The organism is Rhodopseudomonas sp. WA056 (genome assembly GCF_010906995.1).
GTDB lineage: Bacteria > Pseudomonadota > Alphaproteobacteria > Rhizobiales > Xanthobacteraceae > Rhodopseudomonas > Rhodopseudomonas palustris_G.
Genome location: NZ_QPFS01000058.1, coordinates 1 through 17,990 on the forward strand (window position 1 = coordinate 1; position 17,990 = coordinate 17,990).

At 66.0% G+C, this 17,990-nt stretch carries 15 protein-coding genes; 12 read left to right on the forward strand and 3 right to left on the reverse strand.

The genetic code is table 11. The features are described 5' to 3' along the window. Nucleotides 1-43 precede the first annotated feature (43 nt). The 6 genes from DU475_RS13060 (at nt 44) to DU475_RS13085 (ending at nt 9,592) form a co-directional block, all read left to right on the forward strand. A complete protein-coding gene (locus DU475_RS13060; protein WP_164632377.1) occupies nt 44-1,597 on the forward strand; it encodes an ABC transporter substrate-binding protein in 1,554 nt (517 codons plus the stop codon). 52 nt (nt 1,598-1,649) lie between these two features. Continuing rightward, nucleotides 1,650-2,606 (forward strand): ABC transporter permease, encoded by a 957-nt coding sequence (locus tag DU475_RS13065; RefSeq protein WP_013503737.1) that lies wholly within the window; start codon nt 1,650-1,652, stop codon nt 2,604-2,606. Next, the gene (locus DU475_RS13070; protein ID WP_013503736.1) at nt 2,603-3,487 is read left to right on the forward strand and encodes an ABC transporter permease; all 885 of its coding nucleotides are present in this window, start codon (nt 2,603-2,605) and stop codon (nt 3,485-3,487) included. The genes DU475_RS13065 and DU475_RS13070 overlap by 4 nt, the downstream gene beginning before the upstream one ends. A gap of 26 nt (nt 3,488-3,513) precedes the next feature. Beyond that, nucleotides 3,514-5,229, forward strand: a complete 1,716-nt coding sequence (locus tag DU475_RS13075; RefSeq protein ID WP_164632378.1) for an AMP-binding protein — start codon at nt 3,514-3,516, stop codon at nt 5,227-5,229. A gap of 63 nt (nt 5,230-5,292) precedes the next feature. Next, complete coding sequence (locus tag DU475_RS13080) at nt 5,293-8,601, forward strand: carboxyl transferase domain-containing protein (RefSeq protein ID WP_142882116.1); 3,309 nt, start codon at nt 5,293-5,295, stop codon at nt 8,599-8,601. A gap of 37 nt (nt 8,602-8,638) precedes the next feature. Beyond that, nucleotides 8,639-9,592 carry a hotdog fold domain-containing protein gene (locus DU475_RS13085; RefSeq protein ID WP_142882117.1) on the forward strand — a complete coding sequence of 318 codons (954 nt, stop codon included), beginning with the start codon at nt 8,639-8,641 and terminating at the stop codon, nt 9,590-9,592. A gap of 6 nt (nt 9,593-9,598) precedes the next feature. Here the strand turns inward: DU475_RS13085 and DU475_RS24090 are convergent, their stop codons facing one another. After that, complete coding sequence (locus DU475_RS24090) at nt 9,599-9,754, reverse strand: hypothetical protein (RefSeq protein WP_013503732.1); 156 nt, start codon at nt 9,752-9,754, stop codon at nt 9,599-9,601. A gap of 137 nt (nt 9,755-9,891) precedes the next feature. Between DU475_RS24090 and DU475_RS13090 the strand changes: the two genes are divergently transcribed. The 6 genes from DU475_RS13090 (at nt 9,892) to DU475_RS13115 (ending at nt 15,642) form a co-directional block, all read left to right on the forward strand. Continuing rightward, nucleotides 9,892-10,500, forward strand: coding sequence for a cytochrome c oxidase subunit 3 family protein (locus DU475_RS13090; protein ID WP_142882118.1), 609 nt, complete (start codon nt 9,892-9,894; stop codon nt 10,498-10,500). A 4-nt stretch (nt 10,501-10,504) separates the two neighbouring features. Further along, the gene (locus DU475_RS13095) at nt 10,505-10,774 is read left to right on the forward strand and encodes a cytochrome C oxidase subunit IV family protein (protein ID WP_142882119.1); all 270 of its coding nucleotides are present in this window, start codon (nt 10,505-10,507) and stop codon (nt 10,772-10,774) included. 112 nt (nt 10,775-10,886) lie between these two features. Next, nucleotides 10,887-11,339: a c-type cytochrome gene (locus tag DU475_RS13100; protein WP_047309666.1), complete on the forward strand. Its 453-nt coding sequence runs from the start codon at nt 10,887-10,889 to the stop codon at nt 11,337-11,339. A gap of 36 nt (nt 11,340-11,375) precedes the next feature. After that, complete coding sequence (locus tag DU475_RS13105; protein ID WP_142882120.1) at nt 11,376-12,722, forward strand: cbb3-type cytochrome c oxidase subunit I; 1,347 nt, start codon at nt 11,376-11,378, stop codon at nt 12,720-12,722. A gap of 56 nt (nt 12,723-12,778) precedes the next feature. Continuing rightward, complete coding sequence (locus DU475_RS13110; protein ID WP_164632379.1) at nt 12,779-13,591, forward strand: CbbQ/NirQ/NorQ/GpvN family protein; 813 nt, start codon at nt 12,779-12,781, stop codon at nt 13,589-13,591. Between the two features lie 140 nt (nt 13,592-13,731). Beyond that, nucleotides 13,732-15,642, forward strand: a complete 1,911-nt coding sequence (locus DU475_RS13115) for a nitric oxide reductase activation protein NorD (RefSeq protein WP_164632380.1) — start codon at nt 13,732-13,734, stop codon at nt 15,640-15,642. A 28-nt stretch (nt 15,643-15,670) separates the two neighbouring features. Here the strand turns inward: DU475_RS13115 and DU475_RS13120 are convergent, their stop codons facing one another. After that, nucleotides 15,671-16,642: a DUF4424 domain-containing protein gene (locus tag DU475_RS13120; RefSeq protein ID WP_246700318.1), complete on the reverse strand. Its 972-nt coding sequence runs from the start codon at nt 16,640-16,642 to the stop codon at nt 15,671-15,673. Between the two features lie 135 nt (nt 16,643-16,777). Continuing rightward, entirely contained in the window at nt 16,778-17,986 is a 1,209-nt protein-coding gene (zigA, locus tag DU475_RS13125; protein WP_164632382.1) for a zinc metallochaperone GTPase ZigA, read from the reverse strand. Nucleotides 17,987-17,990 lie beyond the last annotated feature (4 nt).

The window sequence follows — 17,990 nt, forward strand, 5'->3', positions numbered from 1 at the left end:
ATCAACGACAATCAGAAAAGACAACAATCATGGGAGGACCAACATGCGTGTGATCGATCTGGGAAACCGCACTTTACGCCGTCGTGATGTTCTGGCGCTGTTCGGCGGCGCCGCTGCGGCCGGCGTGCTCGGATTGCCGCGCGAAGTGCTGGCCGCCAAGGCCGGCGGCATTCTCAAGGTCGCTGCCCCCGCCAATCCGTCGTCGCTCGATCCGGCGACCGGTGGCGCCGGCTCCGATCACAGCATCCTGTGGACGATGTACGACACGCTGGTCGAATGGGACTACGACACGTTGAAGCCGAAGCCCGGCATGGCGAAGTGGTCGTATCCCGATCCCAAGACCATGGTGCTGGACATCTCCGAGGGCATCAAGTTCCACGACGGCACGCCGCTCGACGCCGAGGCGGTCAAGTTCAACCTCGATCGCAATCGCTCCGACCAGCGTTCTAACGTCAAGTCCGATCTGCTGACGATCGAATCCGTCGACGTCACCGGCCCGCTTCAGGTGACGCTGAAGCTGAAAAATCCCGACACCTCGCTGCCGGCGATCCTGTCGGACCGCGCCGGCATGATGGTGTCTCCGACCAACATCAAGGCGCTCGGCAACGAGACCGATCGCAAGCCGGTCGGGGCCGGCCCGTGGAAGTTCGTGCGCTGGAACGATAACGAGATCATCGTCGTCGCCCGTAACGAGAGCTACTGGCGCAAGGGACGACCGTTCCTCGACGGCATCGAGTTCAATATCATCCCGGAAAACGCGACCGCGTTACGTTCGGTGGTCGCCGGCCAGAACGACATGGCGTTCCAATTGCCGGCGCGGCTGAAGCCGGTGATCGAGCGCGCCAAGGACCTCAAAATGGTCTCGTCGCCGACGCTGTACTGCATCCAGGTGTATTTCAACTACGCCCGCGCGCCGCTCGACAACGTCAAGGTCCGTCAGGCGATCAACTTCGCGCTCGATCGCGAAGACTTCGTCAAGGCGGCGCTGAGCGGACTTGGCGAACCGGCCCGGATGACGCTGCCGAGCACCCACTGGGCCTACGCCAAGGACGTCGCCGGCACCTATCCGCACGATCCGGAGAAGGCGAAGAAGCTGCTCGCCGAAGCCGGCTATAAGGACGGGCTGGAAATGACGATCGGCGGCTATACCGACCAGGACTCGGTGCGACGCGGTGAAATCATCCAGGATCAGCTCGGCAAGGTCGGCATCAGGCTGAAGTTCACCCGCGGCACCATCGCCGAGATCAGCGCGCAGTTCTTCGCCCAGGAGAAGAAGTTCGATCTGTTGGTGTCGGCCTGGACCGGTCGGCCCGATCCGAGCATGACCTACGCGCTCGGCTTCGACAAAGGCGCCTACTACAACGCCGGCCGCATCGCCGATCCGGAGCTGTCGAAGCTGATCCAGGAGAGCCGCGCCAGTCAGGATCTCGCCGAGCGCGCCGAGGTGTTCGCCAAGATTCAACGCATCACCGTGGGGCAGGCGCTGTCGGCACCATTGGCGTTCCAGTACGAGCTCGATGCGCTGTCGGCGAAGGTGAAGAACTTCCAGCCGAACCTGCTCGGCAAGCCGAAGTTCGAGAACGTCTCGCTCGCCTGATCGCCCGGCGCCGCGAGAGATCGCGGCGCCCTTTCTCTGGACTGGTTTCGCCATGTTGAACGCTCCGCGTCTGCGCATCATCGGTCGCCGCCTGCTGCACGCGGTGCCGGTGGTGGTGCTCTCCACCTTCATCGTGTTCGGTCTGCTCAAGCTGGTGCCGGGCGACGTCGCGGTGACGTTGGCGGGCGACAACGCGTCCGAGCAGCGCATCGCCGAGATCCGCGAGCTGTACGGATTGAACCAGCCGTTCCTGGTGCAATACGGCTCGTGGCTGTCGAAGGCGGTGCAGGGCGATCTGTCGACTTCGCTGGTGTCGAGCGAGGCGGTGCTGACCTCGATCGAGCGCTGCCTGCCGCATACGCTGCTGATCGTGGCGCTGGCCTTGCTCACAGCTCTGGCGATCGGTGTGCCGCTCGGCATCGCGGCTGCGGCAAAGCCTGGCTCGTGGATCGACGGCATCGTGATGGCGGTCGCATCGCTCGGCGTCGCAGTGCCGAACTTCTGGCTCGGCATGCTGCTGGTGGCGTTCTTCTCGCTGCAGCTCAATTGGCTGCCGGCGACCGGCGCGGTGTCGCTGATGAAGGACCCGGCCGCCGCGCTCAGCCACGCGCTTCTGCCGGCATTGGCGCTCGCCTCCGGCGGCATCGCCGAGGTGGCGCGGCAACTGCGCTCGTCGCTGGTCGAGATCCTGTCGTCGCAGCAGGTCCGCACGCTGCACGCCAAGGGGCTGCCGCCGTCGTCGATCCTGTGGCGGCACGGGCTGAAGAACGTCAGCGTCAATCTGCTCACCGTGATCAGCCTGCTCGCCAACCGGATGCTGGCCGCGACCGTGGTGGTGGAAGCGGTGTTCGCCATTCCGGGGATGGGCGGCCTGATCGTCAACGCCGCGATGAACCGTGATTTTCCGGTGGTGCAGGGAGTGGTGTTCACCATGGTGCTGATCGTGGTGGCGCTCAATCTGCTCACCGACATTCTCTACAGCGTGCTCGACCCGAGGATCTCGACATGACCACGGTCTCGCTCGCGGCCCCGCAGCATCACCACCGCTGGCGTCGGTCGCGCCGTTTCCTGCGCTGGTTCGTCTCCGATCTGCGCGGCGCCATCAGCCTGACGTTTCTGCTGGTCCTGCTGGTGATCTCGCTGCTGGCGCCGTGGATTGCGCCCTACGATCCGGTCGCCCAGAACATCGATGCGGCGCTGGCGCCGATGTCGGCGCAGCATTGGCTCGGCGCGGACGATCTCGGCCGCGATACGCTGAGCCGGCTGATCTACGGCGGCATGGCGTCGCTGTATGCGAGCTTCCTGGCGGTCGCGATCGCCGTGCTGATCGGCGTCCCGGTCGGCATTCTTGCCGGCTATCTCGGCGGCTGGGTCGACACCATGATCAGCCGCGTCATCGACAGTTTCCTGTCTTTCCCGGCGATCGTGCTGGCGATCGCCGTGACCGGCGCGCTCGGCATCGGTCTCACCAACGGCATGATCTCCGTCGGCATCGTGTTCGCGCCGCAGCTTGCGCGGCTGGTGCGCGCCCGCACGCTGGTGGTGCGGCAGGAGCTGTATGTCGACGCCGCGCGCTGCTTCGGTGGCTCGACCGGCCGCATCCTGTGGCGTCATGTTCTGCCGAACGCGATCCAGCCGGTGATCGTGCAGGTGACGCTGCTGCTCGCCGCGGCGCTGCTCGCCGAGGCCAGCCTCAGCTTCCTCGGCCTCGGCATTCAGCCGCCCGATCCGAGCTGGGGCGCGATGCTGGCGCGCGCCTATCAGAACATGGAGATCGCGCCGGAGCAGATGTATCCGCCGGGCCTCGCCATCCTGTTCACCGCGCTCGCGTACAATACGCTCGGCGAATCCTTGCGGGCGGCACTCGATCCGACCATGAAGCGCAACTGATCAATCAAGAAAAGCAAGGACGAGACATGACCGTGGACGCCAAGGAAGCCGACTATCTGGCAAAGCTGCATGCGCTATGGGCCAAGGCGTGGCCCAAGGGCACGCCGCGCGAGCCGCAATATCTGCACGGCGAAGTCGCGCTCAGCGAGTATCTACGGGCCTGGGCGAAATCGGCGCCGCAGCGGCCGGCGGTGATCTTCTACGGCCACGTCACCACCTATGCGGATCTCGACGAGCAGAGCGACCGCTTCGCGGCGCTGCTGATGCAGAAGGGCGTGAAGAAGGGCGACCGGGTCGCGGTGTTCCTGCCGAACTGCCCGCAGTTCCACATCGTATTCTTCGGCATCCTCAAGCTCGGTGCGATCCATGTGCCGGTCAGTCCGCTGTCGCGGGCGTTCGAGTTGTCCTACGAGCTCAACGATACCGACGCCGAAGTCATCGTGGCGCTCGACCAGCTCGCCGGCGTGGTCGAGCAGGTGCGCGCCGAGACCTCGCTGCGCGAAGTGATCGTCACCAGCTTCGCCGACGTGATCCCGGCCGATCCGACGATCCCGGTGCCGGACTCGGTGAGCGGCCCGCGTATCGCGGTGCCGGGCGCGACCGACCTGCTGCCTGCGCTCGCGGCATTGCCGAGGCCGGAGCCGCTGCCGCCGGCCTCGCTCGACGATGTCGCGGCGCTCAACTACACCGGCGGCACCACCGGCATGCCGAAGGGCTGCGTCCACACCCAGCGCGACATGGTCTACACGGCGGCCGCCAATCACGGCATCTCGGTGGTGGCCGATCAGAACAGCGTGTTCCTGTCGTTCTTCCCCGAGTTCTGGATCGCGGGCGAGAACTTCGGTCTGATCTTCCCGATGTTCACCGGCGCCACGCTGGTGCTGCTGGCGCGGTGGGATGCGCTCGGCGTGCTGAGCGCGATCCAGCGTTACAAGGTCAACGTCACCGCGATGCCGGTCGATGGCGCGGTCGAATTGATGGATCACCCGCGCTTCAAGGAGTTCGATCTGTCCTCGCTCAGCCAGGTGCGGGTTGTGTCGTTCGTCAAGAAGCTCAATCCGACCTATCGCAAGCGGTGGAAGGATCTCACCGGCACGATTCTCACCGAAGCCGCGTGGGGCATGACCGAGACCCACACCTCGAACACGTTCACGGCCGGCTTCCAGGGCGACGATTTCGATCTGGTGTCGCAGCCGATCTTCGTCGGCCTGCCGGTGCCCGGTGCGGAGTTCAAGATCACCGACTTCGAGACCGGCGAACTGGTGCCGCTCGGCGGCGAAGGCGAAATCCGCGTCCGCACGCCGTCCCTGCTCAAGAGCTACTGGAATAAGCCGGAGGCGACCGCGCAATCGCTGGTCGATGGCTGGCTGCGCACCGGCGACATCGGCACCATCGATTCCGATGGCTTCCTGCACTTCCTCGGCCGCCGCAAGGAGATGCTCAAGGTCAAGGGCATGAGCGTGTTTCCGCCGGAGATCGAAGCACTGCTCGGCCAGCATCCGAAGGTGCTCGGTTCAGGCGTTGTCGGGCGCGACGATCCCGGCAAAGGCCAGGTGCCGGTCGCCTTCATCCAGCTCAAGCCGGAAGCCGAAGGCACCATCACGCCGGCCGAGCTGCAGGCCTGGTGCGCCGAGCGGATGGCGGTCTACAAGGTTCCGGAGATCCGTATGATCGACGCGTTGCCGATGACCGCGACCGGCAAGGTGAAGAAGCAAGAGCTGAACGCCAACGCGCCGCTGTGAAACGAGACGGCCGGCGACGCTAAGGCGTCGCCGGCCCAAAGCTACCTGCCGAGGAAATCCCCAATGCCGTTCCGAAAACTGCTGATCGCCAACCGCGGCGAGATCGCGATCCGTATCGCGCGCGCCGCCGCCGAGTCCGGCCTGACCACAGTGGCGATCCATCCCGCCGAGGACGCGGCGTCGCTGCACGTCCGCATCGCCGATCACGCCGAACAGATTCCCGGCCGCGGCGCGCGGGCCTATCTCGACATCGAGGCGGTGATTGCGGCGGCGAAGGCGGCTGGCTGCGATGCGCTGCATCCCGGCTACGGCTTCCTCAGTGAGAATGCCGACCTTGCGCGGCGCTGCGCCGAGGAGGGCATCACCTTCGTCGGGCCGTCGCCGGAGGCGCTGCGGCTGTTCGGCGACAAGGTCGCGGCCAAGGAGCTGGCGAAGCGCTGCGATGTGCCGATCATCGCCGGCACGGTCGGTCCGTCGACGCTGGAGGAGATTCAGACGTTCTTTGCCTCGCTCGGCGACAAGCCGGCGGTGATGATCAAGGCGATGGCCGGCGGCGGCGGTCGCGGCATGCGCATCGTCGAGCGCGCCGAGGATCTCGCCGACGCCTATGGGCGCTGTCAGTCCGAGGCCAAGGCGGCGTTCGGCTACGAGGGCGTCTATGCCGAGCGGCTGATCCGCAACGCGCGGCACATCGAGGTGCAGATCATCGGCGACCGGCATGGCGGCGTCAGTCAGCTCTGGGAACGCGAATGCACCATTCAGCGCCGCAACCAGAAGCTGGTCGAGATCGCGCCGAGCCCGTCGCTGTCCGAAAGCCTTCGCAGCAGAATCGTCGAAGCCGCCAAGGCGCTGGCCGCGATGGCGAATTACGACAGCCTCGGCACCTTCGAGTTTCTGGTCGACGGTGACGCCGGCGAAGGTGCCGGCGTCTACGCGTTCATCGAGGCCAATCCGCGACTGCAGGTCGAACACACCGTCACCGAAGAGGTGCTGGCGGTCGATCTGGTGCGTGCCCAGCTCGCAGTCGCCGGCGGCGCGACGCTGGCCTCGCTCGGCCTCGATCAGCCCTCGGTGCCGCGGCCGCGCGGGTTCGCGATCCAGCTCCGCGTCAACATGGAGACGATGGACGCCAAAGGCGCGACCAAGCCGACCGGCGGTAAGCTTGCGATCTTCGAGCCGCCATCCGGGCCCGGCGTCCGCGTCGATACGTTCGGCTATGCCGGCTACACCACCAGCGCGTCCTACGATTCACTGCTCGCCAAGGTGATCGTGCATGGCCGCGGCGACTGGGCCGAGGCGGTCGCAAAGGCCGCGCGGACGCTGCGCGAATTCCGCATCGGCGGCGTTGCCACCAACGTGCCGTTGCTGCAGGCGATCCTCGCGCACGCCGATTTCAAGGCCAATCGGGTCAGCACCAGCTTCATCGATCGCCATGTTGCCGAGCTGGTCGAGGCTGCGCAGCAATTCGACCATCCGCTGATCGCGACCGAAGGCGCCGACCCGCGCGGCAGCAGCCCGACGGCTACTTCGGAGCCGGTCCCCGAGGGCGCGGTCGCGATTGCCGCGCCGCTGCAGGGCACTGTGGTGGCGATCACGGTCGCGGAAGGCGACGTGGTGCGGCCGGGGCAGCAGCTCGCGGTGATCGAGTCGATGAAGATGGAGCATCTGGTCGCGGCCGAGCAGGGCGGGCGCATCCGGCGTATCGTCGCCGCCGACGGCGTGACGCTGATGCAGGGCGAGCCGATCCTGTATCTCGAGCCGCAGGACGTCGAAGGCGACCACGTCGTCGCCGAAGAGGATATCGATCTCGACGCGATCCGGCCGGACCTCGCCGAGATGCTGGCGCGGCAGGCCAACACCCTCGACGAGAACCGGCCGGACTCGGTGGGGCGGCGGCGCAAGACCAATCAGCGCACCGCGCGCGAGAACATCGCGCAGCTCGTCGACGACGGCTCGTTCATGGAATACGGCAGCCTGGCGATCGCCGGCCAGCGCCGCCGCCGTTCGCTCGACGATTTGATCAAGAACACCCCGGCTGACGGCCTCGTCACCGGTGTGGCCACCGTCAATGCCGCGGAGTTCGGCGAGCACGCCGCGCGCTGCATGGTGATCGCCTACGATTACACCGTGCTGGCCGGCACCCAGGGCCACATGAACCACAAGAAGATCGACCGGATGCTGACGCTGGTCGAGCAGTGGCGGATGCCGCTGGTGTTCTACGCCGAAGGCGGCGGCGGCCGGCCCGGCGATACCGATCGGCTCGGCATGACCGGTCTCGACGGTCCATCCTTCGTGCAGTTCGCCAAGCTGTCCGGCCTGGTGCCGGTGGTCGGCGTCGTCTCCGGCTATTGCTTCGCCGGCAACGCCGCGATGCTCGGCTGCTGCGACGTCATCATCGCCACCCAGAACGCCTCGATCGGCATGGGCGGGCCGGCGATGATCGAGGGCGGCGGCCTCGGCGTTTATCATCCGGCCGAGGTCGGACCGGTGTCGTTCCAGTCGCCGAACGGCGTGGTCGATATTCTGGTGCAGGACGAAGAGGAGGCGACCCGGGTCGCGCAGAAATATCTGTCCTACTTCCAGGGCGCGGTGAGCGAATGGAAGGCGCCGGACCAGCGGCTGCTGCGCCGGGCGATCCCGGAGAACCGGCTGCGGGTCTACGACATCCGCAATGTCATCGATCTTATCGCGGATGAAGATTCGGTGCTCGAACTGCGCCGCGATTTCGGCGTCGGCATGATCACCGCCTTCATCCGGATCGAGGGCAAGCCATTCGGTCTGATCGCCAACAATCCGAAGCATCTCGGCGGCGCGATCGACGCCGACGCCGGCGACAAGGCGGCGCGCTTCCTGCAGCTCTGCGACGCATTCGACATTCCGATCGTGTCGCTGTGCGACACGCCCGGCTTCATGGTCGGCCCCGAGGCCGAGAAGACCGCGATCGTCCGTCATGTTGCGCGGATGTTCGTCACCGGGGCCAGCCTCACCGTGCCGCTGTTCGGCATCGTGCTGCGCAAGGGCTACGGCCTCGGCGCGCAGTCGATGATCGGCGGCGGCTTCCACGCCTCGTTCTTCACCGCGGCTTGGCCAACCGGTGAATTCGGCGGCATGGGGCTGGAGGGCTATGTGCGCCTCGGCTTCCGCAAGGAGATGGAGGCAATCGCCGATCCGGCCGAGCGCGAGGCTTACTACAAGAACAAGGTCGCAGAGCTGTATGCCAACGGCAAGGCGGTCTCGATCGCGTCGGTGTTCGAGATCGACAATGTGATCGATCCGGCCGAGACGCGGCGCTGGGTCATGGCCGGGCTGCGCTCGGTGCCGACGCCGCCGAAGCGCACCGAGCGCAAGCGGCCCTGCATCGATACCTGGTAGCAGCCGACGACTGTCTGAACGCATTGGGAGTGAGACGATGACGCAAGCCGCTTTCGAGACGCCGATCGACGATACCGGCGAGGCGCTGGCCGGGCCGTGGCGACAGCCGCGGCAGATGCTGCATGCGCAGGTCTACGACTCGCACGCCTCGATCCACGACGACGCCACCGCGCAGAAGCTCGGCTTCAAGGGCGGCACCATCGAGGGCCCGACGCATTTCAGTCAGTTCGCGCCGCTGTGCGAACGGCTGTGGGGCAAGGAGTGGTTCGAAACCGGCTGCATCTCGGCGCATTATCGTAACGCTGCGTTCGAGGGCGAGGACGTTCAGGCGATCGCCGACAAGCCGGTGGCCGGTGCGCGCCATACCACCATCCGCATGGTCAAGCGCGACGGCACCGAAGTGCTCCGCGGCACGGCCTCGGTCGGCCGCGACGCGCCGGCTTCGGCGCTCGACGTCCGGCTCACCGAGCTGAAGCCGTTGGCCGACCCGGTGATCCTGCGCGACATCTCGGTCGGCATGACGACCAAGACCCAGGCGGCGCAGATGGACCATGACCAGATCATGGGCGAGCTGTATCCGTTCTCGCTCGCCCAGAAGCTGGAAGTGATCACCGAGCCGTCGCCGTATTATCGGCCGGGCGGCGGGGCGCCGTGGGGCAAGGCGATCATCCCGCTGGAGATGCTGAGCGTGCTGTTCCAGTACCTCAGCAAGCAGGACGGATTGCCGGTGCGCGGCCCGGTGGTCGGCCTGTTCGCCGATCAGGAAATCCGGCTGATCCACGGGCCGCTGTTCGTCGGCGAGCCCTACCGGATCGAGCGCAAGGTGGTGGCGCTGTCCGGCAGCAAGCGGACCGAGAGCATGTGGGTGCGCAGCGAAGCCTATGACGCCACCGGCCGCCTGGTCGCGACCATGCTGCTGAATTCGGCGACGCTGAAGGATTCCTACGCGCCCTATGCGCAGGAACACGCCGCGCTGTATCCGGCGGGATAATCCTGCCTATTGGGTCAGGAACAGGCTGGCGGCAATCGCCACCGTGATGATCGCGGTGGCGACCACGCCCGTGGTTTGCAGTGCGCCGAACCGGCGCATCGCGAACGCGAAGGCGATGATGATCGCCGAGACGACGATCAGTCCCAGCTTGGCTTCGGTCATGGGCCCCTCATGGGTTGATTGGCGCGATCCTAGCGGCTGGCAGGAAGCGCTGTTTGTCGGGGCGCAAGCTGCGGTGAATTGCCTGCGAGTTTGTCGCGGCACAACGTTGCGGCGGGGGCGGCCTCTATCGTCGCGCCATGACCGACGCAACCGCAGCGGGTGTGCCCGCGCTCTCCGACAGCACTGACAGCCGCGCCGCGTCCGGTGCCAGCGCGCTGGAGTCGCTCCCCGGTCACCTGATGATGTGGGTGCTGATCTTCAGCGAACTCGCGGCTTTCGGCGCGTTGCTGATCGGGTTCCAGATCGCACGAGCGCTGCAGCCGGACGTTTTCTCGGCCGGGCAGGCGCAGCTCGACCCGGCGCTCGCCGCCGCCAATACACTCTGCCTGGTGTCCAGTGGCTGGTTCGCCGCCAAGGCCAGCGCAGCCGCTCGTAACGGTGCGTGCGACGCGAGTTGGCGCTGGACCGTCGGTGCCTGTTTGCTCGGCGCGGCGTTCATCGCCATCAAGCTGTTCGAATACGCCGGTGAGATCGCCCGCGGTGCCGATATCGACGGCAGCACCTTCTTCACGCTGTACTTCTTGCTCACCGGGTTTCACCTGCTGCATGTCGCGCTCGGAATCGCGATCCTGCTCGGCGTCGCTTGGCGCGCCAATGCCGCCGCAGTCGAAAGCGGAACCTGCTTCTGGCACATGGTCGATCTGGTGTGGCTGGTGATGTTCCCGATCGTCTACCTGATGCGGTGAGGCGATGATCCGGTTCACCCAGCGCCGGGATCGCAGCGCGATTGCTCTGCTACTGCTCACCATCCTCGGTGTTCTACTTAGCCGAGGCGCCGCGGCAGCGTTTGCCGGCGGCGCCGTGCTGATGATCGTCGCGGTGCTGAAGGCCCGCCTGGTCGTGCTCGATTATTTCGGGTTTCGCGGCACGCCCGGGCCGTGGCGGGCGTTGTTGTTCGGCTGGATCGCGCTGGTCGCGTGCGGTGCACTCGCCTCGCCATTGGTGCAGGCCCTTCGCTAATCGTTCCGAACCTTGAGCCAGCACAAAGTTGCGGCGGTCCGGTCGATTAGTTTCGCAGGCGAAGCTGCAGCGCCGCACCTTCGCCTCCCCACATCGAAAAAGGAATCACGTGATGGCTGAACGCCTCACCAAGTCTGCCGCGCGCAATGTGTTCTTCGGCGGCTCGGCCTTCTTCTTCGCGATCTTCGTCGGGCTCACCGCCCACAGCCACTATTACATCGCGACCAAGTCGACCGACGCCTCGACACTGACCCCGTCGGTGGCCCGCGGCAAGCACGTCTGGGAAAAGAACTCCTGCATCAACTGCCACACCCTGCTCGGCGAGGGTGCGTATTTCGCCCCCGAGCTCGCCAATGTCTGGGTGCGCTGGGGCGGCGACAAGGATCCGGCCCAGGCCCGCGAAATGCTGAAATCCTGGATGGCGTCGCAGCCCTCCGGCGTCCCGGGGCGGCGGCAGATGCCGCAATTCCACCTGACCGATCAGGAGGTCGGCGATCTGGCTGATTTCCTGGAATGGACCAGCAAGATCAAGACGCAAAACTGGCCGCCGAACGACGCCGGCTGAACCGACCTCGCGCATCCGCATCAGAAAGACCTCGTGATGAAATATCAAACCCAAAAGGTCGCGCTGCTGTATTTCTACGGCGCGTTGACGCTGTTCCTCGCTCAGGTGACGTTCGGTGTGCTCGCCGGCACCATCTACGTGCTGCCGAACACGCTGTCGGAGCTGCTGCCCTTCAACATCGTCCGGATGATCCACACCAACGCGCTGATCGTCTGGCTGCTGATGGGCTTCATGGGCTGCGCCTATTATCTGGTGCCCGAAGAGGCTGAAAACGAGCTGTTCAGCCCGTTGCTGGCGAAAGTGCAGTTCTGGCTGTTCTTCGGCGCCGCCGGCGCCGCTGTGGTCGGCTATCTGTTCCACTATCACGAGGGCCGCGAATTCCTCGAGCAGCCATTCGTGATCAAGATCGGCATCGTCGTGGTCTGCCTGATCTTCCTGTTCAACATCACCATGACGGTGCTGAAGGGACGCAAGACCACCATCACCAACATCCTGCTGTTCGGGCTGTGGGGCGTGGCGATCTTCTTCCTGTTCGCGTTCTACAATCCCATCAACCTCGCGCTCGACAAAATGTACTGGTGGTACGTCGTGCACCTCTGGGTCGAGGGCGTGTGGGAGCTGATCATGGCGTCGGTGCTGGCGTTTCTGATGATCAAGCTCAACGGCATCGACCGCGAAGTGGTCGAGAAGTGGCTGTACGTCATCGTCGGCCTCGCGCTGTTTTCCGGTATCCTCGGCACCGGGCACCACTATTACTGGATCGGCGCGCCGGGTTACTGGCAGTGGATCGGTTCGCTGTTCTCGACCCTCGAAGTCGCGCCGTTCTTCACCATGGTGGTGTTCACCGTGCAGATGACCTGGAAGGCCGGCCGCAAGCATGAGAACCGCGCCGCGCTATTGTGGTCGGTGGGCTGCTCGGTGATGGCATTCTTCGGCGCCGGCGTGTGGGGCTTCCTGCACACGCTGTCCAGCGTAAACTACTACACCCACGGCACCCAGGTCACCGCGGCGCACGGCCATCTCGCCTTCTTCGGCGCCTATGTGATGCTGAACCTGGCGATGATGACCTACGCGATCCCGCAGCTCCGCGGCCGCGCGCCTTACAACCAGGCGCTGTCGATCGCCAGCTTCTGGCTGATGTGCACGGCGATGAGCGTGATGACCTTCGCGCTGACCTTCGCCGGCGTCATTCAGGTACATCTGCAGCGCGTGCTCGGCCAGAGCTACATGGAGGTGCAGGACCAGGTCGCGCTGTTTTACTGGGTGCGGCTCGGCTCCGGCGTCGCCGTTCTGATCTCCGCGCTGATGTTCGTCTGGGCGATCCTCGTCGCCGGACGCACCAAGCAGGCCACGCTGACTGGCGTCCTGCAGCCGGCCGAATAGGCCCCCTGGCGGCCACGGCAATCCGTGGCCGCTCTTTTCCATTCACGGAGATCGCCATGAAGCCCGCTCTGCACGCCATCGACGCGACGCTGCCCGCTCCGCCACCCTACACGCCCGCCGGCAACGAATGCGCGCTGTTCGAGCACGCCTGGAAGCGGCGGGTGCCGCTGCTGCTGAAGGGGCCGACCGGCTGCGGCAAGACCCGCTTCGTCGCCCATATGGCGGCGCGGCTCGGCCTGCCGCTGTTCACGGTGTCCTGCCATGACGATCTCACCGCGGCGGATCTCACCGGCCGCTACCTGCTGAAGGGTGGCGAGACGGTGTGGGTCGATGGTCCGCTGACCCGCGCGGTGCGGGAAGGCGGCATCTGTTATCTCGACGAGGTGGTCGAGGCGCGCAAGGACGTCGCGGTGGTGCTGCATCCGCTGGCTGACGATCGCCGTGTGCTGCCGCTGGAGCGCACCGGCGAGGAGCTGCAGGCGCCGCCGCATTTCATGCTCGTGGTGTCCTACAACCCTGGCTACCAGAGCCTGCTCAAGGCGCTGAAGCCGTCGACCCGGCAGCGCTTCGCCGCCATCGAATTCGGCTTCCTTGCGCCCGAACAGGAGATCGTGGTGGTGGCGGCCGAGAGCGGCCTGCCGAGCGAGCGCGTCGCGCCGCTGGTCGCACTCGCCGGCCGGCTGCGCAAGCTCAAGGGGCATGATCTCGAAGAGGGCGTGTCGACCCGCCTATTGGTGTATTGCGCCAGCCTGATCGGCGAAGGCCTGCCGGTGCGCGATGCCGTGCTCGCCGGCCTGATCGAGCCGTTGACCGACGACGCGGATGTGAAGGCCGCACTGATCGAAGTCGCCGGCGCGGTGATTGGATAGTCGGCCTCTCTTCAGTCATTCCGGGGCGCCGCGCAGCGGCGAACCCGGAATCTCTCTCGATAACAATCTCGGGATTCCGGGTTCGCGAGCTGCGCTCGCGCCCCGGAATGACTCCTTGGGATTTCGCTGGAGCGGACGCCATGCTCGACTTCCTCGAACTCGAAGAGACCGTCGGTCGCGCTTGGCACCGCATGGTCGGGCGCGCGGCGAGCTATCCGGAGCATCTGGAACACGCAGCGACGCTGAACGAGTGCCGTGCCGCGCTCGGCGTGATGTATCGCGGGCTCGGCGGCGAGACCGCGGTACAGCTTGCCGGCAGCAGCGCCCGCACCTCGGGGCACCGGCTCGGCTGGCGGCAGCGCATCGGGCTCGGCGAGGAGCGGCTGAGGCAGCCTGGCCGCGACGACGCAACGCTATTCTTGCCCGACCGGATCGCGCTGTTCGCCGATGTCGATCTCAATCGCGCGCTGTATCGCTGGCTGGCGGCCTGGTTCGCAGTGGCGCCGATCGGCAGCGTGCACGAAGCCGATCCGCTGCGGCGGGACGTTCTGCTGCTGCGCCGCGCGCATGCCACGACCCAGCAGGTGCTCGCGGCCTATCCCGGTCTCCGCGGCTCCTACCATCAACTTGCGGCCGCAACGGCTGCGGCGCGGCCACGCCGGGCGTTGCCGCGGATGGAGAGCGATCTCGAAACCGCGATCCGGGCCTTGCTCGGTGCGGAAGTAACGCCGGACCCCGAGCTGTGGCGGATGATCGTGACCGATGGCGAGATCTCCGTGTGGTCGCCGCCGGGCTATCAGCCGTTCCTGCCGTGCCCGCTGTGGGGTGAAGTCTGGACCCGCAATGTGGAGGCTCCGGTCCGCGATCCCGACGAAGCCGACGACGCGGCGTCCAAGCCGTGCTCGGAGCCGCGGCGCAAGGCGGCAAGGCGGAAGGCGGACGACGGGCCGCAGCGCGATCCCTTGGCGCTCAACCGGTTCGAGAAGATCCTGGCGATGGCCGAGATGGTCAATGTCGACCGGCCGACCGACGAGGATGACGACGAACACGCCGACAAGGCGGCCGACGATCTCGACGAGATCACCATCGGCAAATCCACCAAGAAGCCGGCGAGCAAATTCCGGTTCGATCTCGATCTGCCGCCGCAGGCGATCGAGCACAGCCGACTCACCGCGGGAAAACTGTATCCGGAATGGGACTACAAGCGCGGCGCTTACCTTGCGGATCATTGCCGGGTGCTGGCGCAGCAGGCGCCGGAGCAGGGCGAGGCGTGGCAATGCAGCGAGGCGACACGGGCGCTGGTCAAGCGGGTGCGGCGTCAGTTCGAAGCGTTGCGGCCGCGGCACGAGGTGTTGCGGGCGCAAGCCGACGGCCATGATCTCGATCTCGACGCGCTGGTGCGCTCGCGCTGTGAGATCGCTGCCGGCGACGGCGGCTTCGATCGGTTTCACCTCGCGGCGCGGCCGCAGGCGCGCGATCTCGCGGTGACGCTGCTGGTCGACGTCTCGCTGTCGAGCGACGCCTGGATCGACAACCGCCGCGTGCTCGATGTCGAGAAGGAAGCGCTGACCGTGCTGGCCCATGGTATCGAAGCGTGTGGCGATCAGCACAGCATCCTGACCTTCACATCGCGTCGCCGCGATTGGGTCCGGGTCGAGACCGTGAAGGGCTTCGATGAGAGCATGAGCCCGCTGGTCGAGCGGAGGATCGCGGCGCTGAAGCCCGGCTACTACACCCGGATCGGTGCGGCACTGCGCCATGCCAGCGCCGAATTGGCCAGGCAGCCGCAGCGCAAGAAGCTGCTGCTGGTGCTGACCGACGGCAAGCCCAACGACGTCGATCACTACGAAGGCCGGTTCGCGCTCGAGGACAGCCGCAGGGCGGTGCAGGAATCGCGCCGCAGCGGCATTGCGGTGTTCGGCGTCACCATCGATGTCGATGCGCAGGCGTATTTCCCGACGCTGTTCGGCCGCGCCGGCTATGCCATGGTCGGCCACATCGGCAGGCTGCCCGCCGCGCTCCCCGGCATCTACCGCAATCTGATGGGGTGACCGGCGGTCGCCGGAAAAGTGTCGAGCGCTACTGCGGCGGATCGATGATCAGGATGTCGAGATCGCGGCTCGGCTTGAAATTGGTCTTGCGCACTTCGAACCGGGTCGGGCCGGTCTTGACCACGCCGGTCTCGCAGAAGCTGACCAGCGCATTCGGCTTGCCCTTGTCGATCGTCAGATGGAAATCGCCGATCGGCTTGGCCCAATTGGCGCCGGTGGTCAGGACGTAGGAGAGGCGCTGCTCCGGCGGCGGCTGGTTGCCGTTCTTGCGCGTCATCGCCGCCACCGCCTTGACGAACGAGGCCTCGGTGCAGAACTTGCGGACGTAGTTGGTGCGCTCCTCTGCGGTTGAATACGGGCCGGTGATGCCGGTTTGGACGCTGCCGCCGACGCTCGGCGTATAGCTGTGCTCGACCACCAGCTCGCGCCCGGCAGGGAAGGTCTGATCCCAATGATAAGTCGCCCGCAGCCGCCAATTCGGCGCAAGGTGATGCTCCATCCCCTTGCCGACGTCGTAATCGTCGGGTCGGATGATCTCGTCCTTGAGCAGTTGCTGTTGCGTCTGCGCCGGTAGCGCTTCGAGCGCGGTCTGGGTCGCCTTGGCGCGCGGCTGCAACGGCACGCCGAGGGCCTTCAGCCGGGCAGTCACGTCGGCGTTGTCGACCAGCGCCTTTTGTTCGAGCTGAGCCGTGACGTCGCGGCCGTCGACCTTGGTGCGGAAGTTGAGGAAGTTGTCGGAGTCGTTGTTCGGCACATCGATGTTGCTGGCGTCGGAAAAGTCGATCTCCGGCATCGGAAACGCCACGGTGACGTGCTGATCGGCGCCGGAGCGATTGAGGAAGCGATAGCGCACGTCGATCCGCTCGCGCGAGATCGACAAGTCTTCCGACAGCATTTCGATATCGGCGTTGCTGCGGAATTCGAGCCCGCCGGTCGTCAGCGCCGCGGTGGTGTCGTTGGCCTGGGCCGGAAGGCTGTATGTCAGCAGCGCGATCGTCATGGCGGCCGCAGATGCAGCGATGTTCTGATGCACGATATCCCCCAACGCCGAGCTGTGCCGCGAACGCGCCGCGGCACTTGATCCGATTGTGCCAGAGCACACAACCGGATCATTGGGGCGGGTCAATAACGGGGATCAGTTCTGTGCCGGCGTCCAGCTCGGGAACGGATCGGGGAGCTGTCGCCACGCATCGGGCGTGAACTCTGCGTCCTCGCCGATCAGGCACATGTCGAGCTGGCGGCGCAGCGCGGTTTCGTTCATCTCGCCGGTGCCGATGAACACGATCTCCTGGCGGCGATCGCCCCACACCGGGTCGAAATACGGCTTCATCGCCTCGTGCCAGTCGACATTGTCCGGCCAATGCTGCGTCGGCACCGCCGACCACCACAGCCCGCGCTTGGAGGTCCGGACCATCGCGCCGGCCTGCGCCAGCTCGCCGACATGCTGCGGTCGCGTCGCCAGCCAGAAGAAGCCCTTGGCGCGGATTACGCCCGGCCAGCTCCGGTTGCAGAACGACTGGAAGCGCAGCGGATGAAACGGCCGCCGCGCGCGATAGACGAACGAGCGGATGCCGTATTCCTCGGTCTCCGGCACGTGATCTGAAAAGCCGTTCAGCTCCTTGAACCACAGCGGGTGCTGGTGCGCGCGCTCGAAATCGAACAGCCCGGTGTGCAGCACCGAAGACAGCGGCACTTCGCCGAAATCCGCCTCGATGATCTTGGCGTCCGAGTTCAGCGCGCGCACGATCGATCGCGCGGTTTCGCGCCGCGCGGGGGAAGCCGCCGATGCCTTGTTGAGAACGATCACGTCGGCGAATTCGATCTGCTCGACCAGCAGATCGACCAGTGTCCGCTCGTCGTCGTCGCCGGCGACTTCGCCGCGATCGCGCAGGAATTCCTGGCTGGAATAGTTCGCCAGCAGGCTGGCGGTGTCGACCACCGTCACCATGGTGTCGAGCCGGGCGATGTCCGACAGACTGTCGCCGTTCTCGTCGCGGAATTCGAAGGTCGCCGCGACCGGCAGCGGCTCGGCGATCCCGGTGGATTCGATCACCAGCGCGTCGAACCGGCCGCTTTCGGCGAGCTTGCGGACCTCGACCAGCAGATCTTCGCGCAAGGTGCAGCAGATGCAGCCGTTGGTCATCTCGACCAGCGATTCCTCGGTGCGTGTCATCCCGCCGTCCTGGCGCACCAGTTCGGCGTCGATGTTCACCTCGCTCATGTCGTTGACGATCACCGCGATCCGCCGACCTTCGCGGTTGGCGAGCATCCGGTTGAGCAGCGTGGTCTTCCCGGCACCGAGGAAGCCGGACAGGACGGTCACCGGAAGCAGGGAGTTATCCATGGCG